Here is a 19,762-nt window from a genome sequence, read left to right as displayed (position 1 = left end):
TGCGCGCGGGGCGGCTATGCACCGGGGCCAGCAGTTCCCGGAGAGACCATGCCCGTTTTTCTTGATTCCCAGGACCCGGATTTCGAAACCGCTTTTGCCGCGCTTCTGAGCGCCAAGCGGGAAGACAGCCCGGACGTCGACGCCACGGTTGCGGATATCATCGCGGATGTGCGCGCTCGGGGCGATGCGGCTCTGCTCGAGTACACGGCGAAGTTCGACAGGCTCGAACTGGAAGCGGGGGGGCTTGCCTTCTCTGCGCAAGAGGTCGACGAACTTTGCGCCCGTGTCTCAGATGAAGACCGTGCCGCACTGGAACACGCGGCGGAGCGCATTCGCGCCTATCACGAACGCCAGATGCCCGAAGATGCCCAGTGGACAGATGCCGCGGGCGCAATGCTCGGCTGGCGCTGGGGTCCTGTTGCTGCGGCGGGCCTCTATGTGCCGGGCGGACTGGCTTCGTATCCCTCGTCCGTGCTGATGAATGCGATCCCGGCAAAGGTTGCGGGCGTGCCGCGTCTTGCGATCACCGTGCCGACCCCGGATGGTATCGCCAATCCGCTGGTCCTGCTGGCCGCCCGGATATCTGGGGTGGATGAGATCTATCGTGTCGGCGGTGCACAAGCGATTGCGGCGCTCGCCTATGGTACCCAAACCATTCGGCCGGTGGACAAGATCACCGGTCCGGGTAATGCCTTTGTCGCCGCCGCCAAGCGACGTGTCTTTGGCCGGGTCGGCATCGACATGATCGCTGGCCCGTCAGAGATCCTGGTGATTGCTGATGCCGACAATGATCCTGACTTCATCGCCCTCGACCTGCTCAGTCAGGCCGAGCATGACGAGAGCGCGCAATCCATCCTGATCACCACCGACCGCGCCTTTGGACAGGCCGTGGCCAAGGCGGTAGATGGTCACCTGAAGGTGCTGGAGCGGCGGGCCATTGCGGGGGCAAGTTGGCGTGATTTCGGCGCCGTGATCACCGTGCCGGATCTTGATGTGGCGGCGGCTCTGTCCGACCGGGTCGCGCCGGAGCACCTTGAGCTTTGCGTGGCGGACCCTGATGCGCTCAGCGCCAAGATCACCCATGCAGGGGCAATTTTCCTCGGTCAATGGACGCCGGAAGCCATCGGAGACTACGTCGGCGGGCCGAACCACGTGCTGCCCACGGCGCGTTCGGCACGATTTTCCTCCGGCCTCTCCGTGCTGGACTTCCTCAAGCGCACGACCTTGGCACGGATGACGCCTGAGGCCTTGCGGGCTATCGGGCCCGCCGCAGAAACGCTCGCGCGGGCCGAAAGCCTTGAGGCGCATGGGCTTTCGGTGACGGCGCGACTGCGTAAGACGAACGGCTGATTGCCGGGGAGCGCGCCATCGTCTAAGCAGGCCAAAGATTGCCTGCGAGCCCGCCCATGACCCGTCTTGCCCATATCGAGCTGGATGACAGCGCCCTTCCGCCGCCGACCCCTGAGATCGAGCAGGAACGGCGCGTGGCGATCTTTGATCTGCTTGAGGACAACAAGTTTGCCTTGCCGGAAAAGGATGACACGCCCGAGGGTCCATATCGGCTGACCCTGTGCATCCGAGAGCAGCGTCTTGTCTTCGATCTCCGCACCGAAGCAGACGCACCAGCGAGCGAGTTTCACCTATCGCTTTCTCCGTTCCGTCAGGTGGTGAAGGATTATTTCCAGATCTGCGAGAGCTATTTTGATGCCGTCCGGCGCCTTCCCCCGAGCCAGATCGAAGCGATAGACGGCGCGCGGCGCGGCATACACGACGAAGGCGCGCGGATCTTGCTGGATCGACTGGACGGAAAAGCCAGCATTGACCTGCCGACCGCCCGCCGCCTCTTTACGCTGGTCTGCGTTCTGCACTTCGGCGGTTGAGATCATACAAGGAACATCATGCATGAATACCATCGCGACCTATTTCGACGCGTTCAACCGCAACGACACAGAGGCCATGATCGCTTGTCTTGCACCTAATGTCGCGCACCATGTGAACGAAGGGAAGATCCGCGAAGGGACAGAGGCCTTTCGCGCGTTTTCCGCGCATATGAGCCGGTGCTACCGCGAAGAGTTGACGGATATCGTGATTTTCGACGCGGAGGGCGGCACGCGCGCGGCCGCCGAGTACATCGTGAACGGCACCTATCTGGAGACCGACGAAGGCCTGCCCGAAGCGAAGGGCCAGACATATCGCTTGCCCGCCGGGTCGTTCTTTTCGCTTGAGGATGGAAAAATCACCCGTGTGGTGACCTACTACAACCTCGCCGACTGGGTCGCGCAGGTCTCCTGATGGAGGTGCGCCCGTTGACCGGGGTGGCGCTCGATGCCGCACTTGATGATGTGGCACGGCTCCGCATCGCGGTATTTCGCGATTGGCCCTATCTCTACGATGGGGACCTCGACTATGAGCGCCGATATCTGGATACCTACCGCGAGAGCGCGGGGGCCGTTCTGGTCGGGGCTTTTGACAAGACGCGACTTGTCGGGGCAGCGACCGGCACCCCGATGGAAGACCATGCGGAGGATTTTGCGGCGGCCTTTGCGGATCGCGATGTGACCTTGGGGGAAGTGTTCTATTGCGCAGAAAGCGTGTTGCTGCCCGAGTATCGTGGCCGGGGCCTTGGACATGCCTTTTTCGACCACCGCGAAGCCCATGCGCGCAGGCTGGGGCGAACCTGTTCGGCGTTTTGCGCGGTGCAGCGCCCCGTTGACCATCCCTTGCGCCCCTCGGGGTATCGGCCGCTGGATGAGTTCTGGCGCAAGCGGGGGTATGAGCGATTGGAGGGCGCTATGGCGCGTTTCCGGTGGAGGGATGTGGATCAGCCCGCCGAGACTGATCATACGCTGCAATTCTGGCTCCGGCAGCTCTGAACAGTTGACCTGATCGGCTCTGCCCGGCATGAGCCACGCATGACAAATTTGCCTCTTATGCCGACCCCGCGCGGACGCCTTGCCGCCGAACGGCCTCTCGCCGATCTGACCTGGCTGCGCGTCGGCGGGCCGGCGATGTACTTTTTCCAACCAGCCGACGAGGACGACCTCGCGGAGTTCTTGCGAGAACTGCCGGCTTCGATTCCGGTCTTTCCCATGGGTGTGGGGTCCAACCTGATTGTCCGTGACGGCGGCATTCGTGCAATCGTCATCCGGCTGGGGCGGGGGTTCAACGGCGTCGAAATAGAGGGGCAGGAGGTTACAGCGGGGGCGGCGGCGCTTGATGCGCAGGTTGCAAAGCGCGCGGCAGCCGCCGGTCTTGACCTGGCGTTCCTGCGGACGATCCCGGGAAGCATTGGCGGGGCGGTCCGGATGAACGCAGGGTGCTATGGCACCTATGTCGCCGACCATTTCGTTTCCGCGCGCGCCATCACGCGAGAAGGGGAGATTGTCACCCTCGGTCCGGAAGACCTCCGCTTTGGGTATCGGCAGAGCGCGCTTGCCGAAGGATGCGTGCTCATCGACGCTAAATTCCATGCCCCCCAAGGCGATCCGGAGGCGCTGTCGGCGAAGATGGAGGAGCAACTTTCACGTCGCAATGAAAGCCAGCCGGTCAAGGATCGCACAGCCGGATCGACCTTCCGCAATCCCGCGGGGTATTCCTCCACCGGTGCGGCGGACGACACGCATGAGTTGAAAGCCTGGAAGGTTATAGACGAGGCTGGAATGCGCGGCAAAACCCTTGGCGGCGCGATCATGAATCCCAAGCATCCGAATTTCCTCACCAATTCAGGTGACGCGTCAGCAGCGGATCTGGAAAATCTGGGCGAGTTGGTACGAAAAACGGTTTACGAACGAAGCGGCATACAGCTAGAGTGGGAAATCATGAGGGTCGGTGAACAGGCCCCTGACACCAACGAATAACAAGCAGGGTTCAGGCCCTGAAAAGCAAACGGGGCAAAGCCCCGGTCCGAGGCACATTTTGGGCACGTCGAGCAGGACAGCCCCGATAGTTGCGGTACTTATGGGCGGCCTTTCCGCAGAGCGGGAAGTCTCTTTGTCGTCCGGGCGCGAATGCGCTGCTGCGCTGCGGGAGAATGGATTCCGGGTGGTCGAGCTAGATGCCGGCCCCGATCTTTCTGCGCGCCTTTCCGACATCAAGCCAGATCTGGTTTTCAACGCGCTTCATGGGCGTTGGGGGGAAGACGGGTGCGTTCAGGGGATTCTGGAGTGGCTGCGCATCCCCTACACCCATTCCGGTATTCTCGCCTCCGCTCTCGCCATGGACAAGGCGCGCAGCAAGGACGTCTTTCGCACGAGCGGCCTGCCCGTTGTGGAAAGTGTTCTGGCGTTGCGGGAAGAGGTCGCCTCCGCGCATGTCCTTCGCCCTCCATACGTCGTCAAGCCCAACAACGAAGGGTCCAGCGTCGGGGTGTATCTGGTGCATGATGACGCGAACGGCCCGCCCCAGCTTTCAGAGGATATGCCCCAGACCGTAATGGTTGAAGCCTTTGCACCGGGCCGCGAGTTGACGACGACCGTGATGGGGGATCGCCCGCTTGCCGTCACCGATATCCTGACGGACGGGTGGTACGACTATGATGCCAAGTACCGGCCCGGCGGGTCTCGCCATGTCATTCCGGCCGAGATTCCGGACGAAATACGCGCGCTGTGTTTCGACTATGCCGTTCGCGCGCATCAGGCGTTGGGCTGTCGCGGCATTTCGCGGACGGACTTTCGCTGGGACGAAGCGAAAGGCGCGGCGGGATTGATCCTGCTGGAAACCAATACACAGCCGGGCATGACGCCCACTTCGCTGGCCCCTGAGCAGGCGATTCATGCGGGCATTTCCTTTGCCGAGCTTTGCCGCTGGATCGTGGAGGATGCATCATGCGACCGCTGAAGTTCCTGCGCCGTTCCGAAGGCCGCGCCGATCCGGCGCCATCGCGTTGGGCCTATCGGGTGGAGCGGCTCTGGCTTCGCCCCCGGTTCCGCAAGCTGGTCAAGTTTGGAGTGCCCATCGTGATCGTGGCGGGCACGGTCGGCGGGTATTTTGCCAATGCAGAGCGGCGCGAAGATGTATCCCTCGCTCTTTCGGATCTGCGCGCATCGATCGAAGCGCGCCCGGAATTTGCCGTGAACCTGATGGCAATCGACGGAGCGGCGCCCGAACTGGCTGGCGAAATCCGCGATGTGCTGCCACTGCGTTTTCCGGTGTCGTCCTTCGATCTTGATCTCGAAGAGATGCGCAAGACGGTGCTTGAACTCGATGCCGTTGCCGAAGCGGCGCTTCGCATTCGTCCGGGCGGGGTGCTCGCGCTCGATATTCGCGAACGGATACCTGCGGTCGTATGGAAGCACGACGGGCGGTACGATCTGCTTGATGAGAGCGGCGCATTCGTCGCGACCCTCGAAGCGCGCGGCGGCGCTGCTGCGCTTCCGCTTATCGCGGGCAAGGGTGCGCAAGATGTGACCCCCGAAGCACTTGATCTGGTCGAGGCGGCAGAGCCGCTTGGCGCACGCTTTCTCGGTCTTGTTCGGATGGGAGAGCGCCGCTGGGACGTCATTCTCGACCGGGATCAACGCATCCTGCTTCCAGCCACGTCCCCGGTGCGCGCGCTTGAGCGGGCCATCGCGCTCAGCGAAGCGCAGGACATGCTGTCGCGGGACATTGCCGGGCTGGACCTGCGCAATCCCAAACGACCAACCCTCCGCCTGAGCCATGCCGCTTTGGCGGCCTATCACGAAATCCGACTGACAGGGGTGCCGACCGAATGATCGAGCTCTACGAGACACAACGTGCCATGCGGGCAATGCGCCAAGCCGCGATGCAACGGGGCGTCATCGCCATCCTCGATATCGGCACATCCAAGATCGGCTGCCTCGTGCTTCGCTTCGATGGAGTACCTGAAATCCCCGAGGCCGATGGCATCGGCTCGCTCGCGGGGCAGGCGGGGTTCAGGGTCATCGGAGCGGCGACGACAAAATCGCGCGGTGTCCGTTTCGGTGAGATCGACGCGATGCAGGAGACGGAACGCGCAATCCGCACCGCGGTGCAGGCAGCGCAGAAGATGGCCGGCCTGCGGGTTGACCACGTCATCGCCTGTCTTTCCGGCGCGGAGCCGCGCAGCTATGGGCTCGAAGGCCGGGTCGATGTGGATGGCGCACAGGTCTCTGAACAGGATGTCGCCCGCGTTCTGGCGGCCTGCGATTTGCCCGACATCGGGCCGGGCCGTGAAGTGTTGCATGCGCAGCCCATCAACTTTGCCCTCGATCATCGCTCCGGCCTTTCCGATCCCCGTGGTCAGATCGGCCAGACCTTGGCGACGGATATGCATATGCTGACGGTCGATGGCGCAGCGGTGCAGAACCTCGCCTATTGCATCAAGCGCTGTGACCTTGAACTCGCCGGGATTGCATCGGCGGCCTATGTCTCCGGCACCTCCGCCCTTGTGGAGGATGAGCAAGAGCTTGGCGCGGCATGTATCGACCTTGGGGGCGGGACGACAGGTGTTTCGATTTTCATCAAGAAACACATGATTTTTGCCGATACGGTTCGAATGGGCGGCGACCACGTGACCTCCGATATTTCCATGGGGTTGTCGGTGCCCAACGCCACTGCGGAACGGATCAAGACGTTCTACGGCGGCGTCGTTGCCACTGGCATGGATGACCGGGAGATGATCGAAATTGGCGGCGAGACGGGTGATTGGGAACGCGATCGCCGCTCTGTTTCTCGTGCCGAGTTGATCGGCATTATCCGCCCGCGCGTGGAGGAAATTCTGGAGGAGGTACGTGTTCGGCTGGATGCGGCCGGGTTCGACCATTTGCCTAGTCAGCAGATCGTGTTGACCGGCGGGGGTAGTCAACTTCCCGGTCTGGATGGGCTTGCCTCACGTATTCTGGGCCATCAGGTTCGCCTTGGCCGTCCTCTCCGGGTCCACGGTTTGCCGCAGGCCGCAACGGGGCCGGGCTTCGCCTCGGCGGTCGGTCTTTGTCTCTTTGCTGCAAATCCGCAGGACGAATGGTGGGATTTTGAAATCCCCGTCGAACGGTATCCAGCCCGCAGCCTCAAGCGCGCGGTGAAGTGGTTCAAGGAGAACTGGTAGTATTGGTGCCCTGACAAGAAAAGGTCGCGGCGGCAGGGATTTGCCCATGTGTCAATTTCCGCGTGACCAGAGTTTAGGGACTTGGTAATCATGAATTCGACGGTGCGACTCAACGCACTGCAGGTGGCACGAGCAGGTGTCCTGACATTTTGAACGATTGGCGCGGTTGCGCGGATTCGGCTTTTGATGGCGTGCATCAAGGCCACCTATAGCCATGACTTTAGCGTAGTCTGCCAAATCTGGTGGTTTCGGCAAAATCTCGCGGAGAAAGTGGCCATTGGGGCCGCATTTTGTGGTTTTCTCATGTTTTTGACGTGACGCCAGACCCTGAATGCGCAATAATCGCCTTATAAGAGAGTGTCGAAGGCCGTGGCAGCGGCTCATAAACAGCAGGCGGACAGCAAATGACCTTGAATCTTTCCATGCCCGGGCAGGACGATCTCAAGCCCCGCATCACCGTTTTCGGGGTCGGTGGTGCAGGCGGCAACGCGGTCAATAACATGATCGAGAAAGAGCTCGGTGGTGTCGACTTCGTGACGGCAAACACCGACGCCCAGGCGCTGCAACAATCGATGTCACCGGCCAAGGTGCAACTTGGCGTGAAAGTGACAGAAGGTTTGGGTGCGGGCGCGCGCCCATCGGTTGGTGCCGCAGCGGCGGAAGAAAGCATCGAGCAAATCGTCGATCACCTCGCGGGGGCGCATATGTGCTTCATCACCGCGGGCATGGGCGGCGGCACGGGCACGGGTGCAGCCCCGATCATCGCTCAGGCCGCACGCGAGCTTGGTGTGTTGACCGTCGGCGTTGTGACCAAGCCTTTCCAGTTTGAGGGCATCAAGCGGATGCGTCAGGCGGAGCAGGGCGTCGAGCAACTGCAGCGCGTGGTCGATACGCTGATCATCATCCCCAACCAGAACCTTTTCCGGCTCGCCAACGAAAAGACGACCTTCACCGAGGCCTTCTCCATGGCCGATGACGTGCTGTACCAGGGCGTCAAGGGCGTGACGGATTTGATGGTTCGTCCGGGTCTCATCAACCTCGACTTTGCAGACGTTCGTGCCGTCATGGACGAAATGGGCAAGGCGATGATGGGCACGGGCGAGGCCTCCGGCGAGGATCGTGCGATCCAAGCTGCCGAGAAGGCCATCGCCAACCCGCTGCTCGACGAGATCAGCCTGCGCGGCGCGCGCGGCGTGCTCATCAACATCACGGGCAGCCACGACCTTACCCTCTTTGAACTCGACGAAGCGGCAAACCGCATTCGCGAAGAGGTTGATCCGGATGCAAACATTATCGTCGGCTCCACCCTCGACACCGACATGGATGGCATGATGCGCGTCTCCGTCGTGGCGACCGGGATCGATGCCAGTGAAGATGCCGGAGAGACACCGGTTCCCCGCCGCAGCCTGCGTGAGCCGCTCAAGCAGAGCGTTTCCGTCGAAGACGAGCGCGAAGAAGCGGCAGCCGAACCAATGCAGGCCGACGTGCAGCCCCTCGTTGCCGAAGCAGAAGAGGAGCCTTCGCTCTTCCGCGAGTTCGAAGAGGCACCGCAGGACGAAGTGTTTGCCGCCGAGGATGCCGGAGGGGATTTGCCACCGCCCGCATATCGCCCTCAGGTTTCGGAATTTGCCCGTCGCGAGGCCGATGCGCCTGCGCCGCGTGCGGAACATCGCGCAGCTGGTTCGCCCTCCGATGCCACGCTGCAGCGCCTTCGTACCGCCGTGCAGAACGTTCCAAAGCACGAGCAGCACAAGCCAGCAGCCGCTGAGCAGCGCGCCGCTCCGTCGGCCGAAGAACAGCACGAACGCGCTCGGTTCGGGATCAACTCCCTGATCAATCGCATGACGGGTCAGCCCGGAGCCGAAGTTCAGGGCCAGCGCGCCGCCGCGGCAGTACGTCGCCAGCCGCCGGTACAGGCCTATGAGGATGAGCAGACGCTCGACGCCGAACAGGACAAGATCGAGATTCCGGCCTTCCTGCGCCGTCAGGCAAACTGATCCAACATCACGTTCTTGCAGATAGGGCCGCCCTTAGGGGCGGCTTTTTTCATTAAAATCAGAACATTGTGCCTCCTAGGCGGGCATTCGCCCCTGCTGAGACCCTATGTTGCAATTCGTAGCAAAGATTGAGTTGAGGCTTCTCGCAGTCCCACTTATCTCAATGTCTCGAAGCAAATGGATCGAGGCCAAGGTGCAAACGACGCTCAAATCGCAGGTTATTTTTCGCGGCCAGGGCCTGCACTCCGGGCGCCCTGTTACGCTCATCCTGCATCCTGCGCCTGCGGACCACGGTATCCAGTTCCTCCGTCGCGACTTCGCGCGCGGGGAGGGCATCGTCCGAGCGTTGTTTGATCGCGTCAACCAATCACCACTCTGCACCCGGATACAGAACCAGCACGGGGCGAGCGTCTCGACAATTGAGCATCTCATGGCCGCACTGGCGGGATGCGGTGTGCACAACGTTCTGGCCGAACTCGATGGGCCGGAAGTTCCGATCCTCGATGGCAGCGCCGCTCCGTTCGTGCGGGGGATCTTTGGCGCGGGTGTCGTTGGTTTGGGAAGAGAGTTGCGTGCGATCCGTGTTCTGAAGCCTGTAGAGGTTCGCCGCGGTGATGCCTCCGCTCGATTGACCCCGGCCGAAGCGCTTCATATCGATTTCGAAATTGATTTCGCAGATGCGGTGATCGGACATCAGAGCCGCAGCATGTCGCTCGCCAACGGCGCGTTTGCACGGATGCTGGCGGATAGCCGCACGTTCTGTCGACAGGCCGATGTGGATGCGATGCGTGCCCAAGGTCTGGCGCTTGGTGGAACCTATGAGAATGCGGTCGTAGTCGATGGTGAGCAGGTTCTCAGCCCCGGCGGTCTGCGTCACCGCGACGAGGCGGTTCGGCACAAGATGCTCGATGCGCTTGGCGATTTGTATCTCGCTGGGCTGCCGATCCTTGGACGGTATACGGGCGTCCGCGCGGGCCATGCGCTGACCAACGATCTTCTTCGGGCGCTCTTTGCCGATCCTACGGCTTGGGAATTGCACAGCTGCGATACGCGGACGCTTGCCCAATTGCCGGGCACCGCGCTTCACGCAGAAGACATCCCTGCCGTCGCCTGATCCTACGCGAATACCCGCCCGCCTCTTGTCCCGCTTCTTCTGCTGTCCTATGACGCGGGACAGTTCGGATGCGAGGAGTGGCCATGCTGGATCTGACTTATGAGACCCCCAAGCCCAAAGTGATTGCTGGGGCGAAACACGACTGGGAACTTGTAATCGGCATGGAGGTCCATGCCCAGATTGCCACGAAGGCCAAGCTCTTCTCCGGCGCATCAACAGAGTTCGGAGCGGAGCCAAATTCCAACGTTTCCTTCGTGGATGCGGCAATGCCGGGCATGTTGCCAGTCGTCAATGAATTCTGCGTGGAACAAGCGGTGCGCACTGGGCTGGGCCTCAAGGCGCAGATCAACCTGACTTCTGCCTTCGACCGCAAGAACTATTTCTACCCGGATCTGCCGCAAGGCTACCAGATTTCCCAACTCTATCACCCCCTAGTCGGTGAGGGAGAGATCCTTGTGGATATGCAGCCGGGTATTGCACGCCTCGTGCGGATCGAGCGCATCCACGTCGAACAGGACGCGGGCAAATCCATTCATGACATGGATCCCGCCATGTCTTTCGTCGATCTCAACCGGACTGGGGTCGCCCTTATGGAAATCGTCTCCCGTCCCGACATTCGGGGGCCGGAGGAGGCGGCGGCCTATGTCACCAAATTGCGCCAGATCCTTCGCTATCTCGGGACCTGCGATGGCAACATGCAGAACGGGAACCTTCGCGCCGACGTGAACGTATCGATCTGCCGTCCCGGGGCCTATGAGAAGTATCAGGAAACGCAGGATTTCTCTCATCTTGGCACGCGTTGCGAGATCAAGAACATGAACTCCATGCGTTTCATCCAAGCGGCGATTGACTATGAAGCGCGCCGCCAGATCGCCATTCTGGAAGCCGGTGGCAAGGTGGATCAGGAAACGCGTCTCTATGATCCGGACAAGGGCGAGACACGGTCAATGCGCTCAAAGGAAGAGGCGCATGATTACCGCTACTTCCCCGATCCCGACCTTCTCCCATTGGAGTTGGAGCAATCGTGGGTCGACAATATAGCCGCAACCTTGCCTGAGCTTCCTGATGCCAAGAAGGCCCGCTTCGTCAAGGATTTTGGACTGAGCGAATACGACGCCTCCGTCCTGACGGCGGATGTCGATTCAGCGGACTATTTCGAGAAGGTGGCTGAGGGACGCGATGGGAAGATGGCCGCGAATTGGGTCATCAACGAGCTGTTCGGCCGGCTCAAGAAAGAGGGTCATGACATCACCTCCAGCCCGGTTTCGCCGGAACAACTCAGCGCCATCATCGGCCTGATCCAAAAAGGTGATATCAGCGGCAAGATCGCAAAGGACCTGTTCGAGATCGTCTATTCGGAGGGCGGCAACCCCGAAGAGATCGTGGAGACGCGCGGGATGAAGCAGGTGACCGACACTGGCGCAATCGAAACGGCAGTGGACGAGGTGATCGCGGCGAACCCCGCGCAGGTGGAAAAGGCCCGCGCCAATCCCAAACTTGCAGGCTGGTTTGTGGGGCAGGTGATGAAAGCGACAGGTGGCAAGGCTAATCCCAAGGCGGTGAATGAAATCGTCGCGGCAAAGCTCGGTCTTTAGGAAATCGTGGTGGTCCCCCGCGGGGCGGGGGACCGGATCGATCAGGCATTCGCCTTCTTGCGGCGGGCCATGAGCCCAAGTCCGCCAAGTGCCACGCCCATCAAAGGCAGTGCTGCGGGAAGTGGCACCGGTGCGGGCTGACCTTCAACGATGAAATCGAGGTCCGGGCCGACACCGCTGGAACCGTATGCATCACCGAAATTGAAGACGAGCGAAGTCGTCTCACCCGGGTTCAGCATTTCGGAAAAGGAAAACGACGCGCTTTGGCCTTGCTCAACGGTCTCTGTAGTGCTGCCGAAGCTGACCCCTACACCGCCGGTGAAACCTGCTACGGTGCGAAGTTGGTTGACGGTCACGGAGCCCAAAACGAGATGCAAAATGCTCGAAGAGCCATTCTCGAAAGTGAATTCATAGCTTCCTGCGGTATCGCCATTGTCGAAGCCAGCTTGGAAATCATAGGCGGCGGCGGAGATATCATAGGTGCCCCCGGGTGCAGCGGTTCCCGAGAGGGTGGCCGCAGAAGCGCCGAGGGGAAGAGCCGCGAACCCGGCTACAGCGAAAATGGTACTAAATTTCATAGAGATCTTCCTTGTCTTACCTGTCGCACAATGTGCACTGTCACATCTCTTGAACGCCCGATGGGTTCCCTAATACTTGAAAAAAAATTTCAGAGTATCGTGCAAGGGCCGAGAATATTGAAGTTTTTGCACTATTAATGTTTGAAGATGCGTTTTGTTTCTTCGTTGGACACAGTCGGCGGGTTTCTGCTAGACAGACGCGCGCCGTGAGCAAGGAAAGAAGATATGTCGGGTTTTCAGTATAAGGTCGTTCCGGCACCAAAGCGGGCCGTTCCCGTTCGCGGTGTCAAGTCAGAGGAAGAGCGGTTCGCCCGGGTTCTCGAAGATACGATGAACGATCTTGCCAAGAGCGGATGGGAATTTCATCGCGCGGAACGCCTACCTGCCGATATCCGCAAAGGGTGGTTGCGGCGAGAGACCGTGTTTCAGGATGTGCTGGTCTTTCGTCGGGAGCGTAGCGCCGCGTCCTCTGACGGGCGGGCCGGACTGGTCGCGACCCGCAGCCCGGAAGACGAGACTGCGGAGCGCGTGCGAAAGCTCTTTACGCGCGGCGAAGAAGACGACGACAAGAACGGTCTGGCCGCCGAATAGATCTTAGGTGCCGATGTCGAGGGCCAGCGCGTGGATGCGGGTCATCACATCCTTTCCGAGCGCTGCGTGCACTGCTCTGTGCCGCGCGATGCGTGACATGTCGGCAAATTCCGCAGCACGGATTTTTACGTTGAAGTGGCTCTCGCCTCCCTCGCGAAAACCTGCGTGGCCGCGGTGGCTTTCGCTATCGTCCACGACCTCAAGGGTTGCAGGGTGGAATGTTTTCTCCAACCGCAGGCGGATTTCATCTGTCAATGACATTTTTCGCGATCTTCCCTCTTCAAACTCTTTCCCTATCCTCTAAGGTATGGCGCCTGAGTCGAAAAGGTGAGGCCCATGAGCAAGAGTGATCCCTTCGGATTCGACATGTCCGTAAAGTCGTCGAAGAAAAAGAACCCACGCGGACGGCGGAGCCAATCTGGCGCCCAGGAAACGTCGGTGCGCGTTTGCGAGAAAGACGGCTGCGAAGAAGCCGGTAAATACCGTGCGCCCAAAGCGCCCGATGTTCTCGACGATTTCTTCTGGTTCTGCCAGGAGCATGTGCGCGAGTACAATCAGAAGTGGAACTTCTTTGACGGAACCACCGAGGCGGAGTTGAATGCTCAGGCTTCGAAGGACCGGGTGTGGGAGCGGGAGACAAAAGACTTCCGCGACCCGGAAACTCGGGCATGGGCAAGGCTGGGGATCGAGGACCCGCATCAGGTTCTTGGACAGAACGGCACGCGCAATCCCGGCCGAACGGCGGCCTCGCAGGGGCGGCGACTTCCCCCGACCGAACGCCGTGCGATCGAGATCCTCGAGGCGCGCGACGGTTGGACCAAGACCGAGGTGCGCAAGGCCTACAAGAAGCTGATCAAGGTTCTGCACCCTGACATGAACGGCGGGGACCGCAGCCAGGAAGAACAGCTTCAGGAAGTTGTCTGGGCGTGGGATCAGATCAAGGAAAGCCGGAACTTCCGCGACTGAGGGCCGGACCGTTACCGCCAAGTTGTGGCAGCGCGCGAGCGATTAACCTTTCGTTAAGACCCGCTGCCCAATGATTGCCCCTAGGTTAGTTTGTCAGGCGGTGCCATGTTCTGTCTCATAGTCGAAAGCGATCCGGCAATATCCATGGCGTGGGAGGCATGCCTCTTTGACATGGGGTTAGAGGTGGCCATCGCAGTCTCTGTAACAGAGGCATTGCGGGTCCTGCGACAGCGGCAAGTAGACCTCGTTCTTCTCAATCATACGCTTGGCGCAGAGACGACTGAGCCTGTTGCTCTCTACATCCAGCATTACGCCCCAAACGCGCGGTTGATCCTCATCACGGGAACCGGCGCCTTTCCACGAGGGGAGGCGCGACGCTATATGCCCGGTGTGGATTGGGTGCTGCGCCAACCTGTCGTGCTCAATGACCTGCGGGCGCTTGTGGAGTATGCTGTACGCGACATGCGTCGGGACGCTGCGTATCGGGAGCCGCAGCGACAGCGAACGCCCGCGTGATCACGCGGGTTTGAAAACGAGGCTTACTCCGTTGAGGCAATGCCTCTTGCCCGTTGGCGCGGGACCGTCCCCGAATATATGACCAAGATGGCTTCCGCATCGGCGGCAGTGGCATTCCGTCCTCGGGATGACGAGTTTCCAGTCGCGCTTGGTTTCGATCGCATTCGGCAATGACTGACTGAAACTCGGCCAGCCTGTGCCACTGTCGTATTTGTCCTGCGAGGCATAGAGTGCGAGATCGCATCCCCTGCATTGGTAGGTTCCTGCGTCATAAAGCTTGTCCAGCGGCGAAGAACCCGCAGGCTCGGTCCCTTCCTCTCTCATCACGCTGTACTGGAGGGGCGTCAAAAGGGCGCGCCATTCGGCCTCCGAACGTGTCACCTCAAAGGTCTCAGCATGGGCAGGGCGAGCTGTTGCCAATGCGGCAAGCCCGGAGAGAAGGGCGGTTCGGCGAGATATCTGTGCTTTGATCATGCCCCGGAGGGTAGGGCGCGCCACGCTTTGCCGCAAATGACGGCATAGCACGCTTGCGTGAGGCCCCCTCTTGCCCTTCCAATCGATATCGGGCACGACGGACGCTGTTGAAGGTGGGCTGAGAAGGAGCGGGTCTTATGGCCGAAACTGTGATCGACGTGAACGCGAAACCCACCGAGGAGATTTCCGTTCGGGAAGTTTTCGGGATCGACAGCGACATGATCGTGCATGGGTTCCCCGAACGTACGGATCGTGTCCCGGACTTCGATTCTACTTATAAATTCGATCCCGACACCACGCTTGCGATCCTCGCCGGTTTCCGGAACAACCGCCGCGTCATGATCCAAGGGTATCACGGTACCGGTAAGTCCACACATATCGAACAGGTCGCGGCCCGACTCAACTGGCCTGCTGTTCGGGTCAACCTCGACAGCCACATCAGCCGGATCGACTTGATCGGCAAGGATGCGATCAAGCTGGTCGATGGTAAGCAGGTCACACAGTTTCAGGAGGGCATCCTTCCTTGGGCGCTGCGCAATCCTTGTGCCATCGTGTTCGATGAATACGACGCGGGCCGCGCGGACGTGATGTTCGTGATCCAACGGGTGCTGGAGACTGACGGCAAACTGACGCTTCTGGACCAGAACGAAGTGCTTACACCTCACAAGTATTTTCGCATTTTCGCGACCGCGAACACGGTCGGTCTTGGCGATACCACAGGTCTCTATCACGGCACGCAGCAGATCAACCAAGGTCAGATGGACCGGTGGAGCTTGGTCGCAACGCTCAACTATCTGTCGATCGACGCGGAAACGGCGATCGTTCTCGCCAAATGCCCGCACTACAACAATGAGAAGGGCCGCCGAACTATCCGCCAGATGGTGACGGTTGCGGACTATACCCGCACCGCCTTCATGAATGGAGAGTTGTCGACGGTCATGTCGCCCCGGACGGTCATTGCATGGGCTCAGAATGCGGAGATTTTCCGCAATGTCGGCTATGCCTTCCGGGTCTCCTTCCTCAACAAATGCGATGAGTTGGAGCGTCAGACAGTGGCCGAATTCTACCAGCGCTGTTTTGACGAAGAACTGCCCGAGAGCGCAGCCAACCTGCTGGTCGGCTAAGCCTAAATACATTTGGTCAAGTCCCTGCGGATTTCCTAGACTGCGGGGGTCCGCGCACAAAAGGGGCGTCCGATGCAAAAGCCTGACAATCCCGCCGATCCGTTCAAGAAGGCGCTCGCCGACGCTACGAAGGTTCTCGCCGACGATTCCGATCTGAACGTGAGTTATTCGGTCGATCCATCCGGATTGTCGGGGGATCAGATGCGCCTGCCGCAAGTGAGCCGGCGGCTTACGCGCGAAGAGGTGCTTTTGGCCCGCGGCACGGCGGATTCCCTGGCGATCCGGCACCGGTATCACGATCCCGCGGTATCGAGCCGCTATCTCCCGCAGGGGCAGATGGCCCGCGATCTCTATGATGCGATGGAAACGGCCCGGTGCGAGGCTCTTGGGGCGCGGGACATGCCCGGAACGCTCAGCAATATCGATGTGAAGCTCGGGCACGAGGCGCTGCGCCGCGGTTATGATCAGATCAAGACCGCGCCTGAAGCGCCGCTCGCCGCGGCGGCGGGATATCTCGTCCGTCATCTGGCGACCGGCCGCGATCTGCCCCCGGGGGCGGACAATGTGATGCAGCTTTGGCGTGGTTTCATTGAGGAACAGGCCGGAGACACCTTGGAAGACGTGAAGGAGCGCCTTGCCGATCAGGCCGACTTTGCGCGGTTCGCGCGGCGTATCATCCAGGATCTGGGCTATGGTGATCAGCTTGGTGACGATCCCGATGCCCCCGATGAGGATCAGGACGAAAGCGCCGAGCAGGACGAGAACGAGGACGACACGCCCGACAGCACCGGCGAGAGCGATGAGGACGAAACCGAAGCTGCGCCCGACCAAAGTCAGGACCAGCAGCAGGATGCCTCGGAGGCGCAAGTCAGTGCCGATGACATGGCCGATTCCGAGATGGGTGATGAAAACGAGATGCCCGAGGGAGAGGCCCCGATGGAGCCTCCGCCCCCGCCGTCCATATCCGAGGCGGACCCGCTCTATACGGTCTATGATACGACATATGATGAGGAAATCGCCGCAGAAGAGCTAGCCGAGCCCGTCGAGTTGGAGCGTCTGCGGGCGTATCTTGATCAACAACTTGAACCGCTGAAAGGGGCCGTGTCGCGCCTTGCGAACAAGCTACAACGCAGGTTGCAGGCACAACAGAACCGGGCGTGGGAATTTGATCTGGAAGAAGGGACGCTTGATGCTGGCCGTTTGGCACGCGTTATCGCGAACCCGACGACTCCGCTTTCCTTCAAGATCGAGAAGGACACCGAATTCCGCGATACGGTGGTGACCCTTTTGCTCGACAACTCCGGCTCCATGCGGGGCCGTCCGATTTCGATTGCGGCGATTTGCGCCGATGTCCTGGCCCGCACGCTGGAGCGGTGTTCGGTCAAGGTGGAAATCCTTGGCTTCACGACCCGCGCGTGGAAGGGGGGGCAAGCACGGGAGAAATGGCTCGCCGAAGGCCGGCCCCAGCAACCTGGGCGCCTCAACGATCTGCGCCATATCATCTACAAGTCCGCCGACGCGCCGTGGCGCCGGACACGCGACAATCTCGGCCTGATGATGAAGGAAGGGCTGCTGAAGGAGAACATCGACGGGGAGGCGCTCGAATGGGCGCACAGGCGCATGCAGCATCGCCCCGAGGCGCGCAAGATCCTGATGGTGATCTCCGACGGCGCACCGGTTGACGACTCCACCCTGTCAGTGAACCCGGCCAGCTATCTGGAGAAACACCTGCGCGACGTCATCGCAATGGTGGAGCGCAAACGAATGGTCGAACTCGCGGCAATCGGCATCGGGCATGACGTGACCCGGTATTACAATCGCGCGGTGACGATCACCGACGTGGACCAACTCGCCGGCGCGATCACGGAGCAGCTTGCGGCCCTGTTCGAAAGTGATCCGCGGGCACGGGCCAAGATCTTTGGTATGCGCAAGGTAAGTTGAACGGGGTAAGACATGTTCCAGAACTTTGAAGTCAAAGCCCGTCCCGAACAGGGGCCGCCACGGCTCGCAGCGCTGAGGACGGCGCTCAAGGCTGCTGGGGTGGGCGGCTTTCTCGTTCCGCGAGCCGATGCCTATCAAGGGGAATACGTCGCCCCCTGCGATTCCCGGCTCGAGTGGCTGACCGGGTTCACGGGATCTGCGGGTTTTGCCGCCGTTCTCCCCAAGATCGCGGGTGTTTTCGTCGATGGACGCTATCGGCTTCAGGCCCGTGCTCAGGTGGACACGGACGCCTTTGCGCAGGTTGACTGGCCGGAGGTTCGACTAGGCGACTGGCTGCGGGATCATGCGCGCGACGGGGCCCGTATCGGATTTGACCCATGGCTTCACACGGTTGAGGAGATTGCACAGCTTCGCAAAGCACTTGCAGGTCATGCCGATCTGGTGCCGCTCACGGAAAACCCCATCGACGAAATTTGGGATGACCGGCCTGCGCCGCCCCAAAGCGCGGCCTTTGCCTATCCCGAAGAGTTGGCGGGAAGGAGCGCCTCTGAGAAACGCGAATCCTGCGCGGCCTCGTTGACGCAGACGGGCGAAACGGCGGTTATCCTGACACAACCCGATGCGATTTGCTGGCTGCTCAATATCCGCGGCGCGGATCTGCCCCGGATTCCGGTGGTGCAGGCAATGGCGGTTTTGCATGGCAGCGGGCAGCTCGACCTGTTCGCGGACCCGAACAAGTTCGAAGAGGTCAATCTGGGGCCGGGCGTACAGTTGTACCCGCCTCATGCCTTCATTCCCGCGCTGAACGCGCTCGATGGGGGCGTTCGGATCGATCCGAAGACCGCGCCGCAAGCTGTGTCCGACGCGCTGGCAAAACCGATCCATGGCCCCGATCCTTGCGCCTTGCCGCGGGCCTGCAAGACGCATTCCGAGATCGAAGGGGCACGGGCGGCGCATCTGCGCGATGGTGCGGCGGTGTGCGAATTCCTCGCTTGGGTTGATGAGCAAACGCCCGGTGCCTTCACCGAAATCGATGTGGTGCGCGCGCTGGAAGGGTTTCGCCGTGAAACGGGGGCCTTGCGCGACATCTCCTTTGAGACGATCGCCGGTGCGGGCCCACATGGCGCCATCGTGCACTATCGCGTCACGGAGGAAACGGATCGCGCGGTGAACGCCGGTGAACTGCTCCTTGTCGATAGCGGCGGGCAGTATCTCGACGGGACCACCGATATCACCCGGACCATAGCCATCGGCCGGCCGACCCACGAGATGCAGGTCGCCTATACGCGTGTGCTACAGGGTATGATCGCGATCAGCCGCGCGCGTTGGCCCGAGGGCCTCAGCGGGCGGGATCTCGATCCCCTCGCGCGGATTCACCTGTGGATGGCGGGGCAGGATTACGATCATGGCACCGGCCACGGGGTCGGCGCTTATCTTTCTGTTCACGAGGGGCCTCAGCGGATTTCCCGCGCGTCCGAAGTTCCGCTGCGCCCCGGCATGATCGTCTCTAACGAGCCCGGCTATTACCGCGAAGGCGCCTTTGGGATACGCATCGAGAACCTCGTCGTGGTGGAACCTGCGCCGGTGATAGACGGTGCCGATTCAAAGCGCCGCATGCTCTCCTTTGAGACTCTGACTTGGGCGCCTCTTGATCGACGTTTGATCCTGAGCGATCTTCTGAGCCGTGCTGAAATTGCATGGATTGACAGCTATCATGAGCAGGTGCGCGGGAAAATCGGGCCAAGTCTGGGCAAGCGTGCGCAACTGTGGTTAAACGAAGCTTCCGCCCCGCTGTGACATGACCACGTCATATAGAACGGGCAG

Annotated in this window: 20 protein-coding genes; 17 read left to right on the top strand and 3 right to left on the bottom strand. The window is 60.9% G+C overall.

Translation table 11 applies throughout. The features are described 5' to 3' along the window. Nucleotides 1-48 precede the first annotated feature (48 nt). The 11 genes from hisD to gatB all read left to right on the top strand — a co-directional run bounded on the left by hisD (nt 49) and on the right by gatB (nt 11,748). On the top strand, nt 49-1,350 hold the full coding sequence (gene hisD, locus BM234_RS04990; RefSeq protein ID WP_092061169.1) for a histidinol dehydrogenase: 1,302 nt from the start codon (nt 49-51) through the stop codon (nt 1,348-1,350). Nucleotides 1,351-1,406: 56 nt separating this feature from the next. After that, nucleotides 1,407-1,880 (top strand): UPF0262 family protein, encoded by a 474-nt coding sequence (locus tag BM234_RS04985; RefSeq protein ID WP_092061167.1) that lies wholly within the window; start codon nt 1,407-1,409, stop codon nt 1,878-1,880. A 22-nt stretch (nt 1,881-1,902) separates the two neighbouring features. Next, complete coding sequence (locus BM234_RS04980; RefSeq protein WP_092061165.1) at nt 1,903-2,292, top strand: ketosteroid isomerase-related protein; 390 nt, start codon at nt 1,903-1,905, stop codon at nt 2,290-2,292. After that, on the top strand, nt 2,292-2,873 hold the full coding sequence (locus BM234_RS04975; protein WP_092061163.1) for a GNAT family N-acetyltransferase: 582 nt from the start codon (nt 2,292-2,294) through the stop codon (nt 2,871-2,873). Before BM234_RS04980 ends, BM234_RS04975 begins: the two co-directional genes overlap by 1 nt. A 39-nt stretch (nt 2,874-2,912) precedes the next feature. Next, on the top strand, nt 2,913-3,857 hold the full coding sequence (gene murB / locus BM234_RS04970) for a UDP-N-acetylmuramate dehydrogenase (protein ID WP_092061161.1): 945 nt from the start codon (nt 2,913-2,915) through the stop codon (nt 3,855-3,857). 55 nt (nt 3,858-3,912) lie between these two features. After that, the gene (locus BM234_RS04965) at nt 3,913-4,836 is read left to right on the top strand and encodes a D-alanine--D-alanine ligase (RefSeq protein WP_175501207.1); all 924 of its coding nucleotides are present in this window, start codon (nt 3,913-3,915) and stop codon (nt 4,834-4,836) included. Continuing rightward, on the top strand, nt 4,824-5,711 hold the full coding sequence (locus BM234_RS04960; RefSeq protein WP_092061157.1) for a cell division protein FtsQ/DivIB: 888 nt from the start codon (nt 4,824-4,826) through the stop codon (nt 5,709-5,711). Before BM234_RS04965 ends, BM234_RS04960 begins: the two co-directional genes overlap by 13 nt. Further along, complete coding sequence (gene ftsA, locus BM234_RS04955; RefSeq protein ID WP_092061155.1) at nt 5,708-7,042, top strand: cell division protein FtsA; 1,335 nt, start codon at nt 5,708-5,710, stop codon at nt 7,040-7,042. Before BM234_RS04960 ends, ftsA begins: the two co-directional genes overlap by 4 nt. 404 nt (nt 7,043-7,446) lie before the next feature. Next, entirely contained in the window at nt 7,447-9,039 is a 1,593-nt protein-coding gene (gene ftsZ / locus BM234_RS04950; RefSeq protein WP_092061153.1) for a cell division protein FtsZ, read from the top strand. Nucleotides 9,040-9,232: 193 nt separating this feature from the next. Next, a complete protein-coding gene (lpxC, locus tag BM234_RS04945) occupies nt 9,233-10,153 on the top strand; it encodes a UDP-3-O-acyl-N-acetylglucosamine deacetylase (protein WP_092061390.1) in 921 nt (306 codons plus the stop codon). Nucleotides 10,154-10,236: 83 nt separating this feature from the next. Continuing rightward, the gene (gene gatB, locus BM234_RS04940) at nt 10,237-11,748 is read left to right on the top strand and encodes an Asp-tRNA(Asn)/Glu-tRNA(Gln) amidotransferase subunit GatB (protein WP_092061151.1); all 1,512 of its coding nucleotides are present in this window, start codon (nt 10,237-10,239) and stop codon (nt 11,746-11,748) included. A gap of 41 nt (nt 11,749-11,789) precedes the next feature. On the opposite strand, the gene BM234_RS04935 is transcribed toward gatB, so the two are convergent. Beyond that, nucleotides 11,790-12,326, bottom strand: coding sequence for a VPLPA-CTERM sorting domain-containing protein (locus BM234_RS04935; RefSeq protein WP_092061149.1), 537 nt, complete (start codon nt 12,324-12,326; stop codon nt 11,790-11,792). A gap of 225 nt (nt 12,327-12,551) precedes the next feature. Between BM234_RS04935 and BM234_RS04930 the strand changes: the two genes are divergently transcribed. After that, the gene (locus BM234_RS04930) at nt 12,552-12,917 is read left to right on the top strand and encodes a hypothetical protein (protein WP_092061147.1); all 366 of its coding nucleotides are present in this window, start codon (nt 12,552-12,554) and stop codon (nt 12,915-12,917) included. 3 nt (nt 12,918-12,920) lie between these two features. Here the strand turns inward: BM234_RS04930 and BM234_RS04925 are convergent, their stop codons facing one another. After that, nucleotides 12,921-13,178, bottom strand: coding sequence for a BolA family protein (locus tag BM234_RS04925; protein ID WP_092061145.1), 258 nt, complete (start codon nt 13,176-13,178; stop codon nt 12,921-12,923). Between the two features lie 75 nt (nt 13,179-13,253). Between BM234_RS04925 and BM234_RS04920 the strand changes: the two genes are divergently transcribed. Next, nucleotides 13,254-13,883 carry a J domain-containing protein gene (locus tag BM234_RS04920; RefSeq protein ID WP_092061143.1) on the top strand — a complete coding sequence of 210 codons (630 nt, stop codon included), beginning with the start codon at nt 13,254-13,256 and terminating at the stop codon, nt 13,881-13,883. 105 nt (nt 13,884-13,988) lie between these two features. Next, nucleotides 13,989-14,399 (top strand): response regulator, encoded by a 411-nt coding sequence (locus BM234_RS04915; RefSeq protein ID WP_092061141.1) that lies wholly within the window; start codon nt 13,989-13,991, stop codon nt 14,397-14,399. On the opposite strand, the gene msrB is transcribed toward BM234_RS04915, so the two are convergent. Then, nucleotides 14,400-14,873: a peptide-methionine (R)-S-oxide reductase MsrB gene (gene msrB / locus BM234_RS04910; RefSeq protein WP_092061139.1), complete on the bottom strand. Its 474-nt coding sequence runs from the start codon at nt 14,871-14,873 to the stop codon at nt 14,400-14,402. Between the two features lie 137 nt (nt 14,874-15,010). Here msrB and cobS point away from each other — a divergent pair, with 137 nt between their 5' ends. The 3 genes from cobS (at nt 15,011) to BM234_RS04895 (ending at nt 19,735) form a co-directional block, all read left to right on the top strand. Then, nucleotides 15,011-15,997, top strand: a complete 987-nt coding sequence (gene cobS, locus BM234_RS04905) for a cobaltochelatase subunit CobS (protein WP_092061137.1) — start codon at nt 15,011-15,013, stop codon at nt 15,995-15,997. 72 nt (nt 15,998-16,069) lie between these two features. Next, complete coding sequence (gene cobT / locus BM234_RS04900; protein WP_092061135.1) at nt 16,070-17,938, top strand: cobaltochelatase subunit CobT; 1,869 nt, start codon at nt 16,070-16,072, stop codon at nt 17,936-17,938. Nucleotides 17,939-17,950: 12 nt separating this feature from the next. Then, nucleotides 17,951-19,735 carry an aminopeptidase P family protein gene (locus tag BM234_RS04895; RefSeq protein ID WP_092061133.1) on the top strand — a complete coding sequence of 595 codons (1,785 nt, stop codon included), beginning with the start codon at nt 17,951-17,953 and terminating at the stop codon, nt 19,733-19,735. The last annotated feature ends 27 nt before the right edge of the window (nt 19,736-19,762 follow it).

It is taken from the genome of Poseidonocella pacifica (assembly GCF_900111875.1).
Classification (GTDB): domain Bacteria; phylum Pseudomonadota; class Alphaproteobacteria; order Rhodobacterales; family Rhodobacteraceae; genus Poseidonocella; species Poseidonocella pacifica.
Note: the sequence above shows the minus strand (reverse complement) of the source record. Positions and strands in the feature narration are given on the sequence as shown.

What these genes read in the sequence shown, in the direction of transcription:
- BM234_RS04930 (WP_092061147.1), top strand. Translation starts at nt 12,552, where the DNA reads ATGTCGGGTTTTCAGTATAAGGTCGTTCCGGCACCAAAGCGGGCCGTT.
- BM234_RS04960 (WP_092061157.1), top strand. Translation starts at nt 4,824, where the DNA reads ATGCGACCGCTGAAGTTCCTGCGCCGTTCCGAAGGCCGCGCCGATCCG.
- BM234_RS04935 (WP_092061149.1), bottom strand. Translation starts at nt 12,326, where the DNA reads ATGAAATTTAGTACCATTTTCGCTGTAGCCGGGTTCGCGGCTCTTCCC.
- BM234_RS04975 (WP_092061163.1), top strand. Translation starts at nt 2,292, where the DNA reads ATGGAGGTGCGCCCGTTGACCGGGGTGGCGCTCGATGCCGCACTTGAT.
- BM234_RS04915 (WP_092061141.1), top strand. Translation starts at nt 13,989, where the DNA reads ATGTTCTGTCTCATAGTCGAAAGCGATCCGGCAATATCCATGGCGTGG.
- ftsA (WP_092061155.1), top strand. Translation starts at nt 5,708, where the DNA reads ATGATCGAGCTCTACGAGACACAACGTGCCATGCGGGCAATGCGCCAA.
- cobT (WP_092061135.1), top strand. Translation starts at nt 16,070, where the DNA reads ATGCAAAAGCCTGACAATCCCGCCGATCCGTTCAAGAAGGCGCTCGCC.
- hisD (WP_092061169.1), top strand. Translation starts at nt 49, where the DNA reads ATGCCCGTTTTTCTTGATTCCCAGGACCCGGATTTCGAAACCGCTTTT.
- BM234_RS04895 (WP_092061133.1), top strand. Translation starts at nt 17,951, where the DNA reads ATGTTCCAGAACTTTGAAGTCAAAGCCCGTCCCGAACAGGGGCCGCCA.
- BM234_RS04980 (WP_092061165.1), top strand. Translation starts at nt 1,903, where the DNA reads ATGAATACCATCGCGACCTATTTCGACGCGTTCAACCGCAACGACACA.
- ftsZ (WP_092061153.1), top strand. Translation starts at nt 7,447, where the DNA reads ATGACCTTGAATCTTTCCATGCCCGGGCAGGACGATCTCAAGCCCCGC.
- murB (WP_092061161.1), top strand. Translation starts at nt 2,913, where the DNA reads ATGACAAATTTGCCTCTTATGCCGACCCCGCGCGGACGCCTTGCCGCC.
- gatB (WP_092061151.1), top strand. Translation starts at nt 10,237, where the DNA reads ATGCTGGATCTGACTTATGAGACCCCCAAGCCCAAAGTGATTGCTGGG.
- BM234_RS04925 (WP_092061145.1), bottom strand. Translation starts at nt 13,178, where the DNA reads ATGTCATTGACAGATGAAATCCGCCTGCGGTTGGAGAAAACATTCCAC.
- BM234_RS04920 (WP_092061143.1), top strand. Translation starts at nt 13,254, where the DNA reads ATGAGCAAGAGTGATCCCTTCGGATTCGACATGTCCGTAAAGTCGTCG.
- BM234_RS04985 (WP_092061167.1), top strand. Translation starts at nt 1,407, where the DNA reads ATGACCCGTCTTGCCCATATCGAGCTGGATGACAGCGCCCTTCCGCCG.
- msrB (WP_092061139.1), bottom strand. Translation starts at nt 14,873, where the DNA reads ATGATCAAAGCACAGATATCTCGCCGAACCGCCCTTCTCTCCGGGCTT.
- cobS (WP_092061137.1), top strand. Translation starts at nt 15,011, where the DNA reads ATGGCCGAAACTGTGATCGACGTGAACGCGAAACCCACCGAGGAGATT.